Origin of the sequence: Collinsella sp. CLA-ER-H4 (assembly GCF_040092395.1) — a bacterium.
GTDB lineage: Bacteria > Actinomycetota > Coriobacteriia > Coriobacteriales > Coriobacteriaceae > Collinsella.
Genome location: NZ_JBBNLQ010000002.1, coordinates 1 through 19,624, shown reverse-complemented (window position 1 = coordinate 19,624; position 19,624 = coordinate 1). Strand labels below are relative to the sequence as shown.

Below are 19,624 nucleotides of genomic sequence, written 5' to 3'. Positions count from 1 at the left end.
GCCATGGGTAAGCCCGGTGCTTTTCTTGATATCGATCGCGTGACCCATGAGCTGCGCCCCGTGGAGGAGCGCAGCCGCGATTTCGATCCGCTGTACGTGGAGCTCGACGACGACGCGCGCCGTGCCCAGGCGAGTCGCTGCATGATGTGCGGTGTGGCGTTTTGCCAGATGGGCGCGAGCTTTGGTAAGGCACGCCCGAGCGGTTGCCCGCTGCACAACCTGATTCCCGAGTGGAATGAGCTGGTGTACCGCGGCCACTGGGACGAGGCTGCCGAGCGTCTGTCGCTCACCTCGCCCATGCCCGAGTTTACGAGCCGTGTGTGCCCGGCGCTGTGCGAGGCCGCGTGCAACCTAGGTTCGGTCGACGGTCAGCCCACGACGATTCACGATAACGAGCGCGCGATCAGCGACCACGAATGGGAAAACGGCGGCCCGCGCCGCTTTGAGCCGGCAGGGGAGGACGCACCCACGGTTGCCGTGGTGGGCTCCGGTCCTGCTGGTTTGGTGGCTGCATGGGAGCTCGCCCGTCGTGGCGCTCGCGTGACGGTGTTTGAGCGTGACGACCGTCCGGGCGGCCTGCTCATGTACGGCATTCCCAACATGAAGCTCGAGAAGTCCGTGGTCGAGCGTCGCGTGGCGCTTATGCGCGAGCTGGGCATTGCGTTCGAGCTGGGTGCCGACGTGAGCGATCCTAAGGTTGCTGCCAAGCTCGATGGCTTTGACGCCGTCGTGGTGGCTGCTGGTGCCCGCGCCCCGCGTGGGCTTTCGGCTGCGAACATCGATGCGCCCGGCGTGGTGTATGCCGTGGACTATCTGACGGCTTCGACCGTCTCGGTGCTCGATGGCGGCGAGCCCGCGGTGAACGCGCGCGGCCTGGACGTTGTGGTCATTGGCGGCGGCGATACCGGTAACGACTGCGTGGGCACCGCGGTACGTCAGGGTGCGCGCAGCGTGCGCCAGTTTGAGTTCTTGCCGGCGGCGCCTGATGCGCGCGCGGCGAGCAACCCCTGGCCGCAGTGGCCCAACGTGAAGAAGACCGATTACGGCCAGCAGGAGGCCATCGCTGCCATGGGCGGCGAGATGCGCGCTTGGGGTGTGGATACGCTCGAGGTACTGTTGGACAAGAAGGGCGCGGCCGCGGGCCTGCGCGTGGTCGATCTGGATTGGTCGGCTGGCAAGTCCGAGCGCATCGCGGGCTCCGAGCACGAGGTGCCGGCCCAGCTGGTGCTCATCGCCTGCGGCTTTACGGGTCCCGAGCATGGCGTGTTCGACGCCGTTGGCGTGCCTGTTGCCACCGCTGGTCGTCCGCTGCCGGTGATGGCTGCCGGGGGCTCGCATCTCGCGGCTCGCACGGAGGGTGTCGCCGCGGATGCCGCGCCGGTGTATGTTGCCGGTGACGCTCGCAACGGCAGCTCGCTCGTGGTGAACGCCATGGCCGATGCCCTGGCCTGCGCGGCCGAAGTCGCCGATGCGCTGGAGCTGTAAAGTAGTTATTTAAGAACGTCCCCAATGACTAGTCATTTTTTGTCTAGTCGTTGGGGACACTCTTTGCGAGCGATTTGCCCGTTTGTCGACGCGCGAGTGTTCATTTGTCGACTTCTTGGGCTGTGGTCACCTGTTGTTTCTGTGGTGGCTGTGGGTATCTGGCTCAAAAGGGCGGGTTGGCTGTCTATGTTTACCTGCTGTTTTGTTGCGGTGCGCATTTTCGGTCAAGCTTTTCGTCAAGTGTTTGGTCAGCATCTGGTTTGCAGCCGGAGGCCTATTTTGCCCGCGCTGGTCGTGGCTGCCCACCCTCCTCGTAAGCTCAAATTGAGGTCCATCAGTTTGAGGAGGATGCCATGACTGACCACGCTTTAGATCGAGCGCAGCTGGCCGAAGCCGTCGGCAACGATATTGCCGACATGGCCCATTTTTGGATGCTGCGGAAGTTCCAGTTTTTGGAGCCGACGCGCGAACAGTTCGAGATTATCGTCGATCCGTGGCTCAGCTATTGCGAGGAACCTTCTCAAAACGAAATCATGGCCTACAACATGGCATTTACCGATTGGCTGCTCTTCGAGCGTCCCTATCGCCATGACAAGACGCTGCTCGAGCTGTATGTTGACGAGCCGCCGGCATCGCTTTCGCCTGCCTCGCTCAAGCGGCTCGAGCAGGTACGCGACACGCAGTATTTCTCGCGCTTTGGCATTTTGGACAAGGATCCTGCGACTGGTATGGTCGCGCTGAAGGACACGCGCACCGGCTGTCGCTTTGATGTCTACGACCCGCATATCGTGCAAAAGGAGCATTGGAGCGACGGGGCGATTGCGGTGCGCCTCGCCTGCGTCGACGATGTCTGGCTGACGGCGGGACAGCTCTACCTGTATGACATCGCGCGGCTGAGCGATACGGCGGTCGACGGGCCGGGCGCGGTGCATCCGGAGGACCTGCAGGACGGCTTTGACACCTCGTGCATCAGCTTCTTCTTGCGTCTGGTCCGCGACATCATGGGCGCCCAGGGGCGGTACGTGAAGTCGCTTAATATCTACGAGCAGGAGTGGGAGTAGGGGATGGGCAGCTGTCGCCTGTCTTGCCTTCTGCCTTTTATGTCTCGATCTGTAACGTTTAGGGACAAAAAACCGGTCTACCTGTTACAGATCGAGACGAATGCTTGGGCGCCGCTGGTTTGTCTAAATCTGTAACGTTTGGGGGCCTGGAGAACGTCTAACTGTTACAGACCGAGACGTTTGGCACCTGGTTGGGGGAATGTCTCAATCTGTAACATCTACAGGCCCAAATTCGACCTACCTGTTACAGATTGAGACGGAAGGTTGGCGGCTGCCGAAAGATCTTGTTCTGTAACAACTAGAGGCTCAAAGACTGTCTTCCTGTTACAGATCAAGACATTTGCCAGCGGAGGCAACGGTGACGATGGTCCATTTGTCTGACGTGGTGGTGATGAAAGTGTCTAATACCGTTCTCAAACACAAACATGCGACTCGCAACACGTTGGCGCGGAATAGGATGCTCGCGCGGCTCACGGAGACGGCCAAGCAAGGTGCGCTGCTCGCAACGCATGACAATACCGAGCTCATGTGGCTGCGACGCCATGTTGGAACCGACGATATCGCGGAGCCCGAGCCGTACCTGTTCTGTTTTCAGCATGATTGGGATGCATTGACGCCTGCAGAGCGAGCGCTGAGGACTATCAAAGGGCTTGCGGAATTTCATCCCGATTGGGCGTTTTGGGGTTATGACGCGGCACTTTTGTGGGGTCTGGAGGTGCCGAATGATCTGCTCGGGCCGCGTTTTCTTGTTAAGACGGGTTGTTCGGTGACGTTGAGCAGCGGGTGCAGGTTGTTGCGTCCTCAGATGGCGGGAGCGCTTGAGCGCGTCGACGGCGTGCGGGTGACGTCGTTTTGGCGCACGGTGGAGGATTGTCTGCTGCGTGCGCCGTTTTCGTATGGTCTGGCGATCGCCGATTCTGCATTGCGGGCGAAGGGCGTATCACGTGGGGATTTGTGCGAGCGCCTCCGCGCCGATTGCGAGGGCAGGCGAGGGTATCGCAGGGCACAGGCGATTGCGTCGTATGCGGACGGGCTGTCCGAAAACGGCGGCGAGTCTCGGTTCCGAGCGTTCTTTATTGCGTACGGCTTTCCGGTTCCGGAGCTGCAGGCGGAGTTTCGCGACCCGCTCGATCCGAGCCAGGTGTTTCGCGTCGACTATTTTTGGCGGCTCGAGGACGGGACGTGTGTCATCGGCGAGCTCGACGGAAAGGTGAAGTACACCTTGCAGAACGGCGAGGGCCGGGAGTCGGTCGACCCATTCGTGGCAGAACGTCAACGGGAGTCTCATCTGACAATGCTCGGGCACAAGGTGCTTCGGTTTACGTTTGATGAGCTCAAGAATCCGGGGAAGCTGGTTGAGAAGATGAGGTTGGCGGGTATTCCGCGACGGCCCGATTTGGCTGAGGAGTGGAGACGTCAGTGGTATGGGCGCTGAGAGGTTTTGTCTCGATCTGTAACGTTTAGAAGTTGTTTGAGTTCGTAATTGTTACAGATCGAGACAAACCGGTGAAACGTCGACCGAATGTCTCGATCTGTAACATCAAGGGGCCCAATAACCCTGTATCTGTTACAGATCGAGACATTCCCCTGATGTTGCTGGGGTGGGACTGCAACGTATTCCGTCCCCCACATCCCCTCTTCCCTCCGTTAACCGATATGTCTGTGGCAATCGGGCTACACTGGATAATAATGGACAGATGTTCAAGTTTTCTGAGGGGGAGGAGCTCGATATGGCGTCTGCCGATCGTTCCACGTTGTTTATCAATGCGACCGTTCTGGACGGTTCGGAACATATGGAGCCGCAGCCCGACACGGCCGTGGCCGTTGAGCGCGGTGTCATCACGTGGATGGGGCCCAGTGCTGTGGCGCAGGCGCCTGCAGGTGCCGAGGTCATCGACCTGGCAGGTGCGTATCTCATGCCAGGCCTCATCAATATGCATGTGCATCTGTGCGGTTCGGGCAAGCCGGTTTCGGCGGGCGATGCGGGCGCGCTGATGAAGAAGCTCGATAATCCCGTGGGGCGCGCCATCGTGCGCCATATTCTTAAGGGCAGCGCCCAGCAACAGCTGGCAAGTGGCGTGACCACGGTGCGCGGTGCAGGCGACCCGCTGTTTGCGGATCTTGCCGTGCGCGATGCTATCGATGCCGGCAAGTATCAGGGTCCTCGCCTGGTGGCGCCGGGAACGGGCGTCACGGTGCCGGGTGGCCATGGTGCGGGCTTGTTCGCCCAGGTGGCCAACAGTCCCGCCGAGGCAGCCGAGCAGGTGCGCGACCTGTATGCGCGCGGTGCCGACGTCATTAAGCTGTTCGTAACGGGCGGCGTGTTCGACGCGACCGAGGTGGGCGAGCCGGGTGTGCTGCGTATGCCGGTGGAGGTTGCCGCGGCGGCATGCAAGGCGGCGCACGATATGGGCCTTCCGGTTATGGCCCATGTCGAGAGTACCGAGGGCGTGAAGGCCGCGCTTGAGGCCGGCGTCGACACAATCGAGCACGGCGCTCCGATGACCCCCGAGATCCTGGAGCTGTATCGCGGTGCCGCGGGAACACAGCTCGAGGGGCGTGCGCCCAGTGTTACCTGCACTATCAGCCCGGCGCTGCCGTTTGTATTGCTCGACCCGGAAAAGACCCATTCGACCGATACGCAAAAGAAGAACGGCGACATCGTGTGCTCGGGCATTATCGAGAGCGCCCGTGCGGCACTGGAAGCTGGCGTTAAGGTGGGCCTGGGCACGGACTCGAGCTGCCCGTTCGTGACGCAGTACGACATGTGGCGTGAGGTGGCCTATTTTGCCAAGTATGTCGGCGTGAGCAACGCCTTCGCACTGCATACGGCCACGCAGGTCAATGCCGAGCTGCTGGGGCTGGGCGGCGAGACCGGCACAATCGAGTGCGGCAAGGCCGCCGATATCCTGGTGACGCGCGAGAACCCGCTCGATGACCTGTGCGCTCTGCGTGAGCCGATGCACGTGATGTGTCGCGGCGATCTGGTACGCAAGCTCAAGGTGAAGCGCATTCCCGAGGTTGATAACGAGCTCGACGCGATTATGGCCATGCCGGCCGAGGCGTTGGCCGAGGAGCTCGCCCGCGACGGCGTGGCGTAGATGTGACAAAGGGACAGCTCCGTTGCCGCATACAAAAAGCCGAGGTCTCAACACGAGGCCTCGGCTTTTTTATCGAACAAATACTTAAGATTTGGGACAAACAAACCTGATTAATTTGTCCCGCGTGCGGGCGCTAGGAGCGCGTCTCCATCTTGGCGTGGCACTTGGGGCAGGTGACGCGGATCTTGCCCTTGCCCTTGGGGACGGAGAGCATCTGGCCGCAGTTGGGGCACTTGAGATAGGCCGTGGTCTTGCGGCCCTTCCACATCTTCTTGGCTGTGCGCTTGGCACGTTCAAAGTCTTCCTTGCTAGTACCGGCTGCGCGCGAGGCGTTGGCCGCTGCAGCTCCGCCGCCCAAGCTGGCGACGAACTTGCCCAAGCCGGGAACATTGGCGGTCGTGGCGACAAAGGCCTCGTTCTCCTTGCGACGTGCGTCGATATTTTTGGACAGGCCGCGCAGCACGCCAATCACGATTACGGCGATGGCGATCCAGCTGAGCCACTGGATGCGGGCTATCGATCCGATCATCGCGATGACGATGCCGGCAAAACCCATCACGATGGTGAGCTCATCGGCACCATTGCGACCCTTCATAAAGTCATTCATGCAAATTGCCTTTCGTTCGATATGCTGCACGCCTTTATACCCGATTTAGAGCAAGGGGGACAGGTTAATCTGCACCAATGTGGTGCAAACATACCTGTCCCCGGAATACCAAGACGGTGCAAAGAAGTCTGTCCCCAATGCCCCAATTACTTGGAGAGCTTGTCGACGACGCGTTCGATCTCGGCGAGCTTGGCGGCTTTGAGGTCCTCGTCGCCCGATTCGATTGCCGAAGTCACGCAGCCCTCGATATGCGCCTTGAGCACGTCGGCGTTGATGCGCGCGAGGAGCGCCTGTGTTGCCATGAGCTGCGTGGAGATGTCGACGCAGTAACGGTCCTCCTCGACCATCCGTAGGATGCCGTCGATCTGGCCGCGTGCCGTCTTGAGCATGCGGGTCACCGATTTATGGTCTGCCATCATGGCGGGTCCTCGTTTCTGGTCGGGGGTACGTGCGGGTCGTTATGCGGCGGTCACCGAAAGGGCGTGGAACTTCTCGCCGGCGCCCTCGACAGCGGCGGCGAGCTGCTCGGGGGTCACGGTGTCGGCGCACTCCACCTGGACGGTCTGAGTCTCGTGGTCGGCGTCGGCGTCGGTTACGCCCGCAACGTTGAGCAGCGCGGTCTCGACGGTGGCGTCGCAGTGGCCGCACATAAGGCCGGAAGTCTTAATTGTGAAACGCATGGGTATTCCTCTCTGTTGTGTCGGCTTTCCCAGGCACCCGACCTTGACCTTCAAACCGTCGCTCGCGTACCAAAGTACGCGTCGCTCCTCTTTCAGGTCAATCTCGGGCACTTGGAAAACCCGTTCTAAATGGACTTAATGGTGAGCCTATTTTGCCACTTTAGGCTTAAAGGATTTCAAACGCAGGGCATTGGACACGACGCACACGCTCGACAGGCTCATGGCCGCGGCGCCAAACATCGGCGAGAGTTGCCATCCGGTGAGCGGGAAGAACACGCCCGCCGCCAGCGGAATGCCGATGCCGTTGTAGAACAGTGCCCAGAACAGGTCCTGCTTGATGTTGCGGATCGTGGCGCGCGACAGCTCGATGGCGCGGGCGACGTCCATGAGGTCGCTGCGCATGAGCACCACATCTGCCCCTTCTTTGGCGATGTCGGCGCCGGTGCCGATGGCAAGGCCCACGTCGGCGCGCGCCAGGGCGGGGGAGTCATTGATGCCGTCGCCCACCATGGCGACCTTGCCGCCCGCATCCTGCAGTTCGCGCACGTGGCGTTCCTTGTCGGCGGGGAGAACGTCGGCGATGACCTGTTCGCTGCTCAGCCCCACGCGGCGGGCGATCGCTTCGGCGGTGACGCGGTTGTCGCCGGTGAGCATGCGCACGTCGACGCCAAGCGAGCGCAGCGCGGCGATGGCCCCGGCGCTCGTCTCCTTGACCTCGTCAGCCACGGCAATGGTGCCGGCAAGCTCGCCGTTCTTGGCAAAGAACAGCGGCGTCTTGCCCTCGGCGGCAAATTGTTCGGCAAGACCCGCGGGCACGGTAACGCCCAGCTCGTCCATCAGGCGTACGTTGCCGGCTGCAATGGCGTTTTGCCCTTCGCGCGCCGTAACGCCTCGTCCGGGCACGGCCGCAAAGTCCTCGACCATGCGCGCGACGATCCCGCGTGTCTCGCACTCGGCCATAATCGCCTCGGCCAGCGGGTGCTCGCTCTGGCGTTCCAGCGCGGCGGCCAGCTTGAGCAGCGCCTTTTCGCTCATGGCGGGCGAGCCGTCAGTGCGCGTGGCTACTACGATATCGGTCACGGCAGGCTTGCCGCGGGTGACCGTGCCCGTCTTATCGAGCACCACGGTGCCCACGCTGCGCAGATTCTCCAGCGCCTCGGCGCTCTTAAACAGAATGCCCATCTCGGCGCCCTTGCCGGTGCCGACCATAATGGCGACGGGCGTGGCCAGGCCCAGCGCGCACGGGCAGCTGATCACCAGCACGGCGACGGCGGAGGTAAGCGCCTCATTCACGTCGCTGGTCAGTGCCATCCACACCACAAAGGTCACGGCCGAGATCACGAATACCACGGGCACGAACACGCCGGCGACCTTGTCGGCCAGTCGAGCAATGGGTGCCTTGGTGGCATTGGCGTCCTCAACGAGCTGGATAATCTTGGAGAGCGACGTGTCAGCGCCCACACGCGTAGCGCGGAAGGTAAACGATCCGGTGCGGTTGACGGTGGCGGCGTTGACGGTGGCGCCGGCGGTCTTCTCCACGGGGATGGACTCGCCGGTCAGTGCACTTTCGTCCACGGCCGAAGCGCCCTCGAGTACCACGCCGTCGACAGGGATGGACTCGCCGGGGCGCACACGCAGCACCTGGCCGGGCAGAATGGCATCGACATCGACGGTGGTCTCGGTACCGTCGACGGCCACGATGGTCGCGGTCTTGGGCGCCAGGTCAATGAGCGCCTCGATGGCGCCGCCAGTCTTGGATTTGCTGCGTGTCTCGAGATATTTGCCTACGGTGACGAGCGACAAGATCGTGCCGGCGCTCTCAAAATACAGGTTGTCCATGCTCGTCATCATGGCCTCGTGGACCTGACCCGCGGCTAGCTGGTCGGCCATGATGAACATGGCGTAGAGCGACCAGGCGATGGACGCGGTGGCGCCGACGGCGATGAGGGCGTCCATGGTGGGCGCGCCGTGCGTGAGCGATTTAAACCCGTTGATAAAGTAGGCGTCGTTGACGTAGACGATGGGGATGAGCAGGACGAGCTCGGTGAGTGCGAGCGTCATGCTGTGGGTGTGGTCGGTGAAGATGCCGGGCAGCGGCCAGCCGAGCATGTGCCCCATGCCTATGTAGAACAGTGGGATGAGGAATACGATCGAGACGATGAGGCGGGTGCGCATGGCAGAGGCGGCGGCCTCCAGCTTTTTGGTGGGCGACTCCATATGGGCGGCGCCGGACCTGGCTCGCGTACTGCCGTTTTGGGCGGCGTCGGTGCCCGTGCTGACGGGCGAGGCCGAGTAGCCAGCGCGATCGACAGCGCTGCAGATATCGTCGGGGGAGACCTGCGCGGGGTCATAGTCGACCATCATGGAACCGGCGAGCAGGTTGACCGCGACGCTTTGGACGCCGTCGAGCTTGCTCACGGCACGGTCCACGTGCGCCTGGCAGGCGGCGCACGTCATGCCGCCCACATCGAACTTATCTTGAGCCATGGCTTCTCCTTTCTGTGACGTAGTGTCGGAAATGTTAACCATCCGATACTATACACCCATACCCCCTGGGGGTGTCCAGTACAGAAAGAAATATATGAGTTTTTATTACAGATGAAGGTGGTTGGTTGGCCGATGGGCCGTCCCTGCCAAACATCTCAATCTGTAACGTCTGGACCGGTTTTTGAACCATAGCTGTTGCAGATTTAGACAAACATTTCAGCCGAAAACTAACGTCTCGATCTGTAACAGCTAGACCCCGTTTTAACGAGTATTTGTTACAGATCAAGACAAACAGTTGGCAGGAAACTTAATGTCTCAATCTGTAACATCTGGCGGGAAATATGACCTCTAACTGTTACAGATTGAGACAATTGCCGGGGAGGGGTCCCGTCACGGCAAGACGCCCGCTCTCTAGATACAGAATCCGGGGATCACGCAGGTTCGTTTGTTTGGCTTGTCCGCAGGCGTTGCGTACGTAAAGGCGTCGCCGTCGTGGCCCACACGGTTTATGTAGAGCGTGCCTTCGGTCTCCGATGAGTCGGGGCTCACCGTGCGCTCCCACCAGCAGGTGTCCTTGCCCTTCCACTGACGGACCATCGCCTCGTTCGTGGAATACGGGCTCACCTTGAGCTCGCGGAAGAGTTGGTACTCCTTGCCCTCGCTGTTGTAGATGTCTGCCAGGTAGTGATAGTCCTTGGCAAACGAATCGGGCGGTTGCGTACCGCACAGCTCGACCATGGCGGGCAGCCAAAGGGTTGCGGGCAACTCGCTCAGACACGATGCACTGTTGGCTGCGCCCACATTGTTCGAGACCTTCTTGACCCCTTTAATGAGTGCGCGCAACTCGTTGGGCAGCAGCTTAAGGCCGTCGCCGTCGAGCCATTCTCGCAGCTCGCAATCTGCCCAGCCGGCGCTCGGCGGTTCAGCCGCAGCGTTGCGCTCGGCAATACCTGCGTCGAACATAAACGTCAGCCCGGCCTTGCCCGTCCCGTCCAGAAGCTCATCGTGACGGATGCCCACAAGCTGCGCACCGACCTCCAACCCGTTGGTGAGTTTCACGCGCTTGGTACACGGATAGGGGATATGCCCATCGGCATCGAGCAGGTGGTAGCGCTTGGCAATCTCGCGTGCCTCGCTACGGGTCTCGGCGGCCTTAATCTTGAGCGAAATCTCCTGCAGCTGATCCCAGGTGTAGTCGTCAAGAGAGCTGCGGATGCCATCGAGGTAGTCGGGGATGCCAAAGCCATGGGTTGCCGCCCCAATGACGCTGAGCCCCGCAACGGCTGCAACGACGCCACCGATAATAAAGCGGCGGCGGGTCATGGCATCGTGTCGGGCCTGCTCCAGAATCTCTCGCGCGCGCTCGCCGGCGACGTTGACCTTAAGGTGCGTACCGGAGTCGATGTCGATTGCGGCGTCACTGCCTGCGCCCTCGCGGCCCTCGGATTCGGCGTCGGTGAGGTATGTCGAGAGCACCTCGAGCATCTGCTGCTCGGTAGGGCGATCGCATTGCTCGACTGAGAGACCCTTCATGATGATTTGGGCGAGCGCTTCATCGCCCTCGCAGCGCGGCTCGAGCGGTGTCGGCTTGGTCTTGGTCTTTACGAGATAGAACGAGCCGGTTGCAGCGGCGTCCGTCGACTCAAAGTCAAACGGTTTGCGACCGCTGTAGAGCTGGTACAGAATGCTCGAAAGCGCGTAGACATCGATTGCCGGCGAACGGCGAAGGGCCGCGATGCCTTCGATATCCTGCGTGAGCATCTCGGGCGCGGCGTATGCGGGCGTGGCAAAACGCCAGATGTCGGCGCGCCGGGTGATCGTGTCGTCGCCGAGAGCCATGGTCGCGGAGCCCATGTCGATGAGGCAGGGGTCAAAGGAGCAATCGGCAATCTGCTGCTCGAGCGTTCGGCTGGTGGTGCGGAACATGATATTGGCAGGCGACAGGTCGCGATGGACGACCGGATTCACGAGCCCCTGGGTCATCAGGAGTGCGCGAAGCACGGCGTTTCCGACGGCGGCGACCATCTGGGTGGTCAGCCCGCCCGAGGCGTCGTGCGGAAGCAGGGGCAGCGCCTGCTTGAGCGAGGTGCCCTCGACCCACTCCATGAGGATGAGAGGGTCATCCTCGCACGATCCGTAGCCATAGACGCGCAGAAATCCGCGCAGGTGCGAGACGGTACACAGATGACGGTACTCCTCGAACAGCGCGGCGGTGCTGGCCAGGTGCGCTGCCGATTGCTCGGCGGAGCGGTCGGGGGCTTGGCCGGAAAGGATGGCGTTGTCCTTGAGTAGCTTGACGGCAAAGACCTCGCCGCTCGTGTTGGTCGCGCGCAGCACGTGTCCGATGTTGCCGTTGTTGCGGTGGGCCGTCTGGAGAATAAGCGTCATAAACCGACGCTTGGCGTCGTCCTCGGCGCTGGGGTCGACCGCCACGGCGGTGTTGAACGTGTCAAGACGGATGAGTTTGTCGCCATAGGCGCTATCGGTAGTATCCATGGCGTTCCTTTGTCTGGCATGGGTTGCCGCGCGTATACGTGAGCAGTGCGGATATCGGTAAAGTACCATGATAGCCGCACTGCCCACGTATACCGCTGAGCATTGTCGTTTACGACGCAGAAGGTAGCAGACGAAAGACGGACGGCGACCGTCTTTCGATCGCCGTCCGCGCTAGTCCACAATGACAAGGAATGTCGTGTAGAGACCCAGATGGAGCCTGTCGCTGTTTTCGATTTCCACTGGGGGATAGATCTTGCCGGGCTCGCGTTGGTCGCGCGGCGGCTCAATCATAATATCGCCGCCGCCTGCACCCGATTCGAGCATCGTGCCGTTGGTCGATCCAAGGCCCTGGGCGTACCAGTGCTCACCCTCAAGCCAAATGCGAAGATGCTCGCGCGATGCGTCGGCGCCCACATCGGTGATGCTGGGCGAGGTTTTGGGCAAAGAACCAATCACGGTGCCGTGCGGATCGCGTGTGAGGGGATGGATTTGCATGTCGGCGCAGTTGTCGGCATGGGTTCTGAGCAGACCGAGGTTGGGGGCGACGGTGCGCGGCTGCTCCAGGCTGCTCATAAAGCCACGTCCGACGGTAGTTTCGGTGGTGCCAAAGTGCTCGCCCGTCTTGCTGTCGCAAAAGCGCTCGACGGTGGCCACGCCCTGAACGGGATCGGCGAGCGCCCCCGTTGCCACAAAGAGCATAAGGTAAAGCGTGCTTTTCTCGCGCACGGCATTGCCGTCAAAGTTGTCGATGCGATTGAGGGCATTTGCATATAGGCGGCTGTCCAGCTTGTAGCTGGCGAGAGCCGACATCATTTCGTTGGCGGCCGGACCGTGATAGTGCTCGGCGATTGCCCGATAGGCGGACTCGCCGCCGCCGAGCTTGCTGCAGATTGCCGAGGAAAGGTTGAGCGTGGTGACGGTAAAGTCGCTGTAGATGGAGGGCGCGCACTGGTCAGGCTTGCGATGGACGATGTAACGGGTGAGATACGAGCGGTTGGAAGAACATTTCTCGAGCAGGGTACTGCCGAGATAAGAGTTTCCATTGATGAGCATTCGGGCGATCTCGAGATGTTTAAGACCGCCGAACGAGCGAATATCGTTATAGAGGACCGAGCAAGGCGTCTCTGCTGCCACGGATACCTCCTTTGATTGCTTCCTAGCCAATATGGCGATAGGAATTAATGGCCCCCGGTGGGCGACGTATTAAATGGCTGCGCAATATATAGCGTAACCAAAGCAACATTATAGGCCACATGTTCGAAATTGCAGGAAGACCGAGAGATTTGGTTTGGACTGGACGGAAATCCCCCTCTGTCTTGATCTATAACAATTAGGACCGATTTTACTCGTTAACTGTTACAGATTGAGACGTTTGTGAACCGTGTCGACCGTTTGTCTCGATCTGTAACACGTAGAGGAAGATTTGCCCTGTAGATGTTACAGATTGAGACAATCAGCCAGGCCCGCCCCGTCCGCCTCGTCATCTGTGGTTTACGTGGGGGCATACGGAGTGCGGGTATACTAACCGGCGGCGAATCTGCTCCATCGCTTAGAGCTGCTGCGTCTGGACGGCGTGTGATAGGGCTGCCAAAGCGATCGCCAGCGTGCTGAGCAACGTCCTCTCTGTGCGCACCTGTTTTTGTATGTATTAGCGCACTACCAAGCACGCCCGCGCGGCCGCACGCCGTGCCCATTGCGCGTGCAGATAAGGAACAACAACATATGCGTAATTCTGTATCTGACGTCACCGACGCCGAGATTCTGGACGAGACCCGCGAGGCCATGACCCAGGCTGCCTTCGATGCCGCCGATGAGGCCAATGCCGCCCAGGCCGTCGAGTCCGCTACCGAGAGCCTGCCCGCCTTTGACGAGCTGGGCCTCTCCGACGAGATGCTCCGTGCTATCGAGAACCTGGGCTACACGGCGCCCACGCCCGTGCAGGCCGGCTCGATCCCCGTAGTGCTCGAGGGCCGTGACCTGCTTGCCGCCGCTCAGACCGGCACCGGCAAGACGGCCGCCTTTTTGCTGCCGACTATGAACAATCTGGAGCACATCGCTCCTCCCAAACCCGTGCGCGAGCGTGGCGGCCGCAACCGCCGTCGCGGTGCTAAAAAGCCCGAGGGCAACGGCCGTGGCCCCGTGATGCTCGTCATCACCCCCACGCGCGAGCTTGCCCAGCAGATCGACGAGGTCGCAAGCAAAATCGCCGACGTCACGGGCCACGTTGCCGTGACCGTCGTGGGCGGCGTGAGCTACAAGCCGCAGACCGCGGCACTCAAGTACGGTTGCGATATCCTAGTTGCCACGCCGGGTCGTCTGGTCGACCTGATCGAGCAGGGCGCCTGCCACCTGGACGAGGTTAAGGTCCTGGTGCTCGACGAGGCCGACCGCATGCTCGACATGGGCTTTTTGCCCGCCGTCCGCCGCATTGTGCGCGAGACGCCGGCCGAGCGCCAGACGCTGCTGTTCTCGGCGACGCTCGACGAGGAGGCCGTGGGCGAGATCACCGACCTGGTGAGCGACCCGGCCCGCGTGGAGATCGCGCCGGCCACGTCGACCGCCGACACCGTCGACCAGTTTGTGTTCCCGGTGTCCATCGAGGCCAAAAACAACCTGCTGCCCGAGTTCCTCAAGAAGGAGGGCCCGGAGCGCACTATCGTCTTTATGCGCACCAAGCACCGCGCCGACAGCTGCTGCCGTCGTCTGGAGCGCAAGGGCATCAAGGCCGCCGCGATTCACGGCAACCGCAGCCAGGCCCAGCGCGAGCGTGCCCTTTCGGCCTTCCGCGACGGTACCGTTGACGTGCTGGTGGCAACCGACGTGCTTGCCCGCGGCATCGACATTAGCGACGTGCGCTACGTCGTGAACTTTGACGTGCCGGCCGAGCCGACCGACTACATCCACCGCATTGGCCGCACGGGCCGCGCCGGCGAGCTGGGCTGGGCCATCACGTTTGTGACCGAGCAGGATGTCGACGAGTTCTACGAGATCGAGAAGCTCATGGACAAGACCGCCGACATCTACGAGGCCGGCGACCTGCATGTGGGCCCCAATCCGCCCGCGGTTGACCCCGAGCGCGATCCTGCGGCCTTTAAGGTTAAGAAGAAGACCAAGCGCGGCAAGTCCAAGAGCAAGAAGAAGCTTGAGCAGGCGCGTCGCGACGGCAAGCGCAACGGCGACGATTACGGCGATGTGGCCGGTCGTTCCAACCGCGGCCGCGACGAGCGTCGAGGCGACGGCGAGCGTCCGAGCCGTCCCAAGCGCGGCGGCAAGACCCGCGTGCGCGAGGGCGTTCAGGCTCGCGTGGACGAGGCTGTGGAGAGCGTGGCCCGCGAGGTGGCTGCCGAGGAGCGCGGCGGTGCTGACGCCGTCAAGCAGGCCCCGCGTGGCAACCGTGCCGAGCGCCGTGCCAAGCAGTTCCAGGGCGAGGCGCACCGCCGTCGTCGTGAGGACGAGGACCGTGGCGGCCGTCGCCGTGTTGAGCGCGAGGACGAGGGCCGCGGTTCGCGCGGCGGCAAGCGCGGTTCGGGTGACCGTCGTCGCTCCGGTCGTAATGACGAGCGCGGTGGCCGTGATGAGCGCCGTGGCGGCGAGGGCCGTGATGAGCGCCGTGGCGGCGAGGGCCGTGGTGAGCGTGGTGCCCGCGGCGGTGAGTCCCGTGGCGGCAAGCGCTTTGATGAGCGCGGTGGCCGTGGCGGCGAGCATCGCGAGGGCACTCGTGGCAATGGCAGCCGCAGCGGTGCTGGCCGCTCTAACGAGTCACGCGATCGCCGCGATCCGCGTGCCAGCCGCGATCGTCGCGATGACTGGCGCAACTACGACGATACCCGCGAGGAGCGTCGTGGCGGCTATCGTGGCGGGCGTGGCGGCAACCAGGCCGGCTCCCGCGGCGGCCGTGCCGGCGGTCGCGATAATCGTGGTAGCTATGGCAATAGTCGTGGCGGCAAGCGCGGCGGCAGCTCCCGTCGCCCCGGTGACGGCGGCGGCAAGCGCAAGTAACATACGCATCGCCCGCTAGAGCGAGGTGAACCAAGGGCCCCGAGCAACTACGCTCGGGGCCCTTTTTGTTTGCCGTATCCGATCGCTAGTTCAAATGTGATTTCCTCGGGAATGCATCTAGAGGATGCCGTGGGCCTGTTTCCTACCATGCGGCAATGGGTCCCATGGGGTGCGCCGTGCATTTTTTGGAGTATTCTGCAGTTCGAGTTGTCTGCATATGATTTGACGTCGCCAACGGTGGCTTTCGGATATCCCTAGCGAGCGTTCTGAGTCAGATTTCGTCGTTTTCCGGAGCAGGGGCGCGTCATTCTCGCCATGTCGGAACCCAAAATGACGCAGCGCCCTAAAGGTTTGCCCGCTCGGGGTATTGCTGGCGCGGTCACGTTGCAGAATACTCCGTTTTTTGCACGGGCCAGGATGGGGTACCTCGGGAGAACACGGCGGTATCCCGTAAATATATACAATCTGTACCGTAATTTATACAAAACGAAGAGGTAGACAGCGTAGGGTTGGTGCATTGGGGTGCTTGATGCACCAAAATGGGGATCCCACGTGCCGTATACTCTGGCTGGATGTGAAAACGGCTTGACGCGTTGCCAGACGTAGGGGGAGGGTGTCTCGATGAGCGTATTCGAAATTGTGTTTAGTCCGACGGGTGGAACGCAGAAGGTGTCTGGCCTTGTGGCCGGGGCACTGGACAAGAATACCGTTACCGTCGATCTGACCGATAGCGGGCTAGATTTCAGCGCTGTCTCGATGACTGAGGACGACGTGGCCGTAATCTCTGTGCCGGCGTATGCCGGTAGAATCCCGGCTGTGGTGGCTGACCGGTTGGGCATGGTTCACGGCAACGGAGCGCGGGCCGTTCTGGTGTGCGTCTACGGAAACCGCGCGTTTGAGGACACGCTCGTAGAGCTGGAGGACGTTGCGAAGCATGCGGGATTCCGGGTGATTGCGGCAGTTGCGGCCATTGCAGAACATTCCATTGCGCGACAGTTTGCTGCCGGTCGTCCGGATGCGCAGGATGCGGCGCAGCTTGCTGAGTTTGCTCAGCATATTCAGCAAAAGCTGTTGGCTGAGGATGCGTCCGAGCCCTCTATCCCCGGCAATCGTCCTTATAAACAAGCTGGAGGTCACCGCATGGCGCCCGAGGCAACAGAGGATTGCGTCTCCTGCGGTGCATGCGCCGCGGCGTGCCCCGTTTGTGCTATCGACAAGGGTGACCCCAAACGAGCAGCTGGCGAGGCGTGCATCTCCTGCATGCGCTGCATCGCCGTATGTCCGCGAGGTGCTCGCAAGCTTGATTCCAGCAAACTATCCGCTGTTTTCCAGATGCTGAGCAAGGTTTGCGTCGTGCGGAAGGAATGCGAGCTCTTCATCTAGCGCATACGAAATTGGCGCAATGGGGCCAGGTTAATCTGCACCGACCTGGTGCAAACAAACCTGTCCCCAATGCACCAGAGCAAGGAGTGTCCCCGGGTGCCGGCAGAGACGATATGAGCAGGACATAAAAACATTGAGAGCCCCTGCTGCATGAAAGACCGCGGATTAGGCCGACAATGGTGAGTGTCTAATCCAACCGTGGCGGCCACGCCGCATTCATGGAAGGGGCTCCCATGCTCGATACTACCACCTTCGTCGGCCTCGACGTCCACGCCCGCTCGATAAAGGCCGTCTCCCTCGACGTCATGACCGGGGAGGTGCGCTGCGCGACCTTCGGCTACGACGCCGGCGCCGTCGCGGAGTGGGTCCGTTCCGTGGACCCCAGGGCCAGGTGCGTGTACGAGTCCGGGGTCACGGGCTTCGACCTGCAGAAGAGGCTCTCCGGCCTGGGGGTCGACTGCGCGGTCGGCGCCGTCTCGAAGATGATCAAGCCCAGCGCGGACAGGCGCAGGAAGAACGACCGCAACGACGCCGAGTTCCTCGCCCGCATGCTGTCGGTCGGCAACGTGGTCGAGGTGTGGGTCCCCGACGACGAGTGCGAGGCCGCCCGCGACCTGACCAGGGCGCTCGAGGACGCGAGGGACGACCTCTCGCGCTCGAAGCAGCGGCTCTCCAAGTTCCTGCTCAGGCACGGGCTCGTCTTCGACGAGAGGACGCCCACCGGCCGCAGGAAGGGCAACTGGACCCGGGCGCACTGGTCCTGGATCGAGTCGATAAGGTTCGCGGAGGGGGCCGACAACGACGTGCTCGCCTACTACGTCGACGCGGTCAGGCGGGCGGCGGAGGACAAGGCGAGGCTCGAGGGGCTCGTCGAGGCCGAGGCCCGCAAGCCCAGGTGGAGGAAGAGGGTCGACTCCCTCCGCTGCCTCAAGGGCGTAGACACCGCGTCCGCCGCCGACCTCGTGTTCGAGGCCGGCGAGTTCTCGAGGTTCAGGAACGCCCGCTCGTTCGCGGCGTGGGTCGGCCTGACGCCCTCCGAGCACTCCAGCGGGGAGAGCGACCGCAGGGGCGCGATCACCAAGGCCGGCAACAAGCACCTGAGGAAGACGCTGGTCGAGGCCGCGTGGCACTACCTGACGTGCTCGGGGCGGCCGAAGGACCTCGCCAAGGGCCAGGCCCCGGACCGGGGCGCCCGGAGGCATGCCGCCAAGGGCGTGCGGAGGCTGGTCGAGAGGCGGGAGGCGCTGCTCGCGCGCGGGGTCCACGGCAACAAGGCGAACGTGGCCACGGCGCGCGAGCTCGCCTGCTGGGTATGGGCGGTCGGCCTCATGGCCGAGGAGGCGTAGGGGGGCGGTCCCCCGCACATAAGCCAGTCACCCCGGAAGCGGTTCGATCCGAAGCCGTTGAGGCGAACCTCAGGTCCCTTTTCTGCGAGCGCCCAGGGCGCCACACGCGTGCACAGACTGTCGGTTCGACGTAGAAGCCTCAGCCGTAGCAACGGATTGCCCAGCGAGAGATCGCCGCGGGCGGATATTAAACTGCAAAGACGAGCGTCGGTAAGACACGCCGAGGTCGCCGCGGACGGGCTGATATAGGGAGAGGGCCTGACCCCATATCGTTGGGGCCAGGCCCGATTTTGCCTCTTGACAATGTCCTGCTCATATTAAAAGGAACGTCCCTAAGTACCGCATAAATACCGTTTATCGAAGAAAAAATACCGTTCATCGGTCATAATGGTTGTTCCGGCTTTGGGCTTGTCTACAATAGCTCCCGTAAAAAGAAATGCGGAAGGTTACCGAGTCCCTCGGACGTGGGCCTAACCAAAGTCTTTGAACGGGTGTGTCTCTATGGATGCATTCGCTTGATTTTGGTTGGGCTATATTTATGAAGGGACATACCACCATGGGTTTCTTTTCTCGCCTGATGGGCGGTTCGGATGAGCAGAAGACTGCAGCTTCCGAGTTCGAAATCCTCGCTCCCGTTTCCGGCGAGCTTGTTCATCTAGAAAATACCAATGACCCCGCTTTTAGCAGCCGTGCTGTGGGCGATGGCGTTGCCGTGGTTCCCCAAGAGGGAACGGTGTGCGCTCCTGTTTCCGGCACCGTTGCGGCGCTGTTTCCGACTGAGCACGCGCTGGGCATCATGTCCGACGACAGCTCTGCTCAGGTGATGCTGCATATCGGAATCGATACTGTTAAGTGTTAGCGCTAATCTAAAATTGACCACTTTCGCAAACGCATCTCGCCGAATGCGCTAACGCGATTTCGCCGACCCCGCTAACGTACTTTCACCAACTGCGCTAACGGAACTATGCTCCGATCGGGT

The 19,624-nt window shown here is 61.7% G+C and carries 14 protein-coding genes; 8 read left to right on the top strand and 6 right to left on the bottom strand.

The window, feature by feature from the left end:
* The first annotated feature begins 3 nt into the window (after positions 1-3).
* The 4 genes from AAAX34_RS02110 (at position 4) to AAAX34_RS02095 (ending at position 5,647) form a co-directional block, all read left to right on the top strand.
* On the top strand, positions 4-1,485 hold the full coding sequence (locus AAAX34_RS02110) for a glutamate synthase subunit beta (RefSeq protein ID WP_349109834.1): 1,482 nt from the start codon (positions 4-6) through the stop codon (positions 1,483-1,485).
* A gap of 353 nt (positions 1,486-1,838) precedes the next feature.
* Positions 1,839-2,546: a hypothetical protein gene (locus AAAX34_RS02105; protein WP_349109833.1), complete on the top strand. Its 708-nt coding sequence runs from the start codon at positions 1,839-1,841 to the stop codon at positions 2,544-2,546.
* 373 nt (positions 2,547-2,919) lie between these two features.
* Positions 2,920-3,981: a hypothetical protein gene (locus AAAX34_RS02100; protein ID WP_349109832.1), complete on the top strand. Its 1,062-nt coding sequence runs from the start codon at positions 2,920-2,922 to the stop codon at positions 3,979-3,981.
* A 295-nt stretch (positions 3,982-4,276) separates the two neighbouring features.
* Positions 4,277-5,647 (top strand): amidohydrolase family protein, encoded by a 1,371-nt coding sequence (locus AAAX34_RS02095; RefSeq protein WP_349109831.1) that lies wholly within the window; start codon positions 4,277-4,279, stop codon positions 5,645-5,647.
* Between the two features lie 133 nt (positions 5,648-5,780).
* Here the strand turns inward: AAAX34_RS02095 and AAAX34_RS02090 are convergent, their stop codons facing one another.
* From AAAX34_RS02090 to AAAX34_RS02065, 6 genes are all read right to left on the bottom strand, one after another.
* Complete coding sequence (locus tag AAAX34_RS02090) at positions 5,781-6,254, bottom strand: hypothetical protein (RefSeq protein ID WP_196025247.1); 474 nt, start codon at positions 6,252-6,254, stop codon at positions 5,781-5,783.
* Positions 6,255-6,400: 146 nt separating this feature from the next.
* Entirely contained in the window at positions 6,401-6,673 is a 273-nt protein-coding gene (locus AAAX34_RS02085; RefSeq protein WP_022094020.1) for a metal-sensing transcriptional repressor, read from the bottom strand.
* Positions 6,674-6,712: 39 nt separating this feature from the next.
* A complete protein-coding gene (locus tag AAAX34_RS02080; RefSeq protein WP_195234708.1) occupies positions 6,713-6,934 on the bottom strand; it encodes a heavy metal-associated domain-containing protein in 222 nt (73 codons plus the stop codon).
* A gap of 147 nt (positions 6,935-7,081) precedes the next feature.
* Positions 7,082-9,421 (bottom strand): heavy metal translocating P-type ATPase, encoded by a 2,340-nt coding sequence (locus AAAX34_RS02075; RefSeq protein ID WP_349109830.1) that lies wholly within the window; start codon positions 9,419-9,421, stop codon positions 7,082-7,084.
* 411 nt (positions 9,422-9,832) lie between these two features.
* Positions 9,833-11,917 carry a DUF6273 domain-containing protein gene (locus AAAX34_RS02070; protein ID WP_349109829.1) on the bottom strand — a complete coding sequence of 695 codons (2,085 nt, stop codon included), beginning with the start codon at positions 11,915-11,917 and terminating at the stop codon, positions 9,833-9,835.
* Between the two features lie 171 nt (positions 11,918-12,088).
* On the bottom strand, positions 12,089-13,051 hold the full coding sequence (locus AAAX34_RS02065; protein WP_349109828.1) for an FHA domain-containing protein: 963 nt from the start codon (positions 13,049-13,051) through the stop codon (positions 12,089-12,091).
* A gap of 588 nt (positions 13,052-13,639) precedes the next feature.
* On the opposite strand from AAAX34_RS02065, the gene AAAX34_RS02060 reads away from it, so the two are divergent.
* The 4 genes from AAAX34_RS02060 (at position 13,640) to AAAX34_RS02045 (ending at position 19,504) form a co-directional block, all read left to right on the top strand.
* Positions 13,640-15,916, top strand: coding sequence for a DEAD/DEAH box helicase (locus AAAX34_RS02060; RefSeq protein ID WP_349109827.1), 2,277 nt, complete (start codon positions 13,640-13,642; stop codon positions 15,914-15,916).
* A gap of 621 nt (positions 15,917-16,537) precedes the next feature.
* Entirely contained in the window at positions 16,538-17,299 is a 762-nt protein-coding gene (locus AAAX34_RS02055; RefSeq protein ID WP_349109826.1) for a 4Fe-4S dicluster domain-containing protein, read from the top strand.
* Between the two features lie 233 nt (positions 17,300-17,532).
* Positions 17,533-18,645, top strand: coding sequence for an IS110 family transposase (locus AAAX34_RS02050; RefSeq protein WP_349109825.1), 1,113 nt, complete (start codon positions 17,533-17,535; stop codon positions 18,643-18,645).
* Positions 18,646-19,201: 556 nt separating this feature from the next.
* Positions 19,202-19,504, top strand: a complete 303-nt coding sequence (locus AAAX34_RS02045; RefSeq protein ID WP_349109824.1) for a PTS glucose transporter subunit IIA — start codon at positions 19,202-19,204, stop codon at positions 19,502-19,504.
* Positions 19,505-19,624 lie beyond the last annotated feature (120 nt).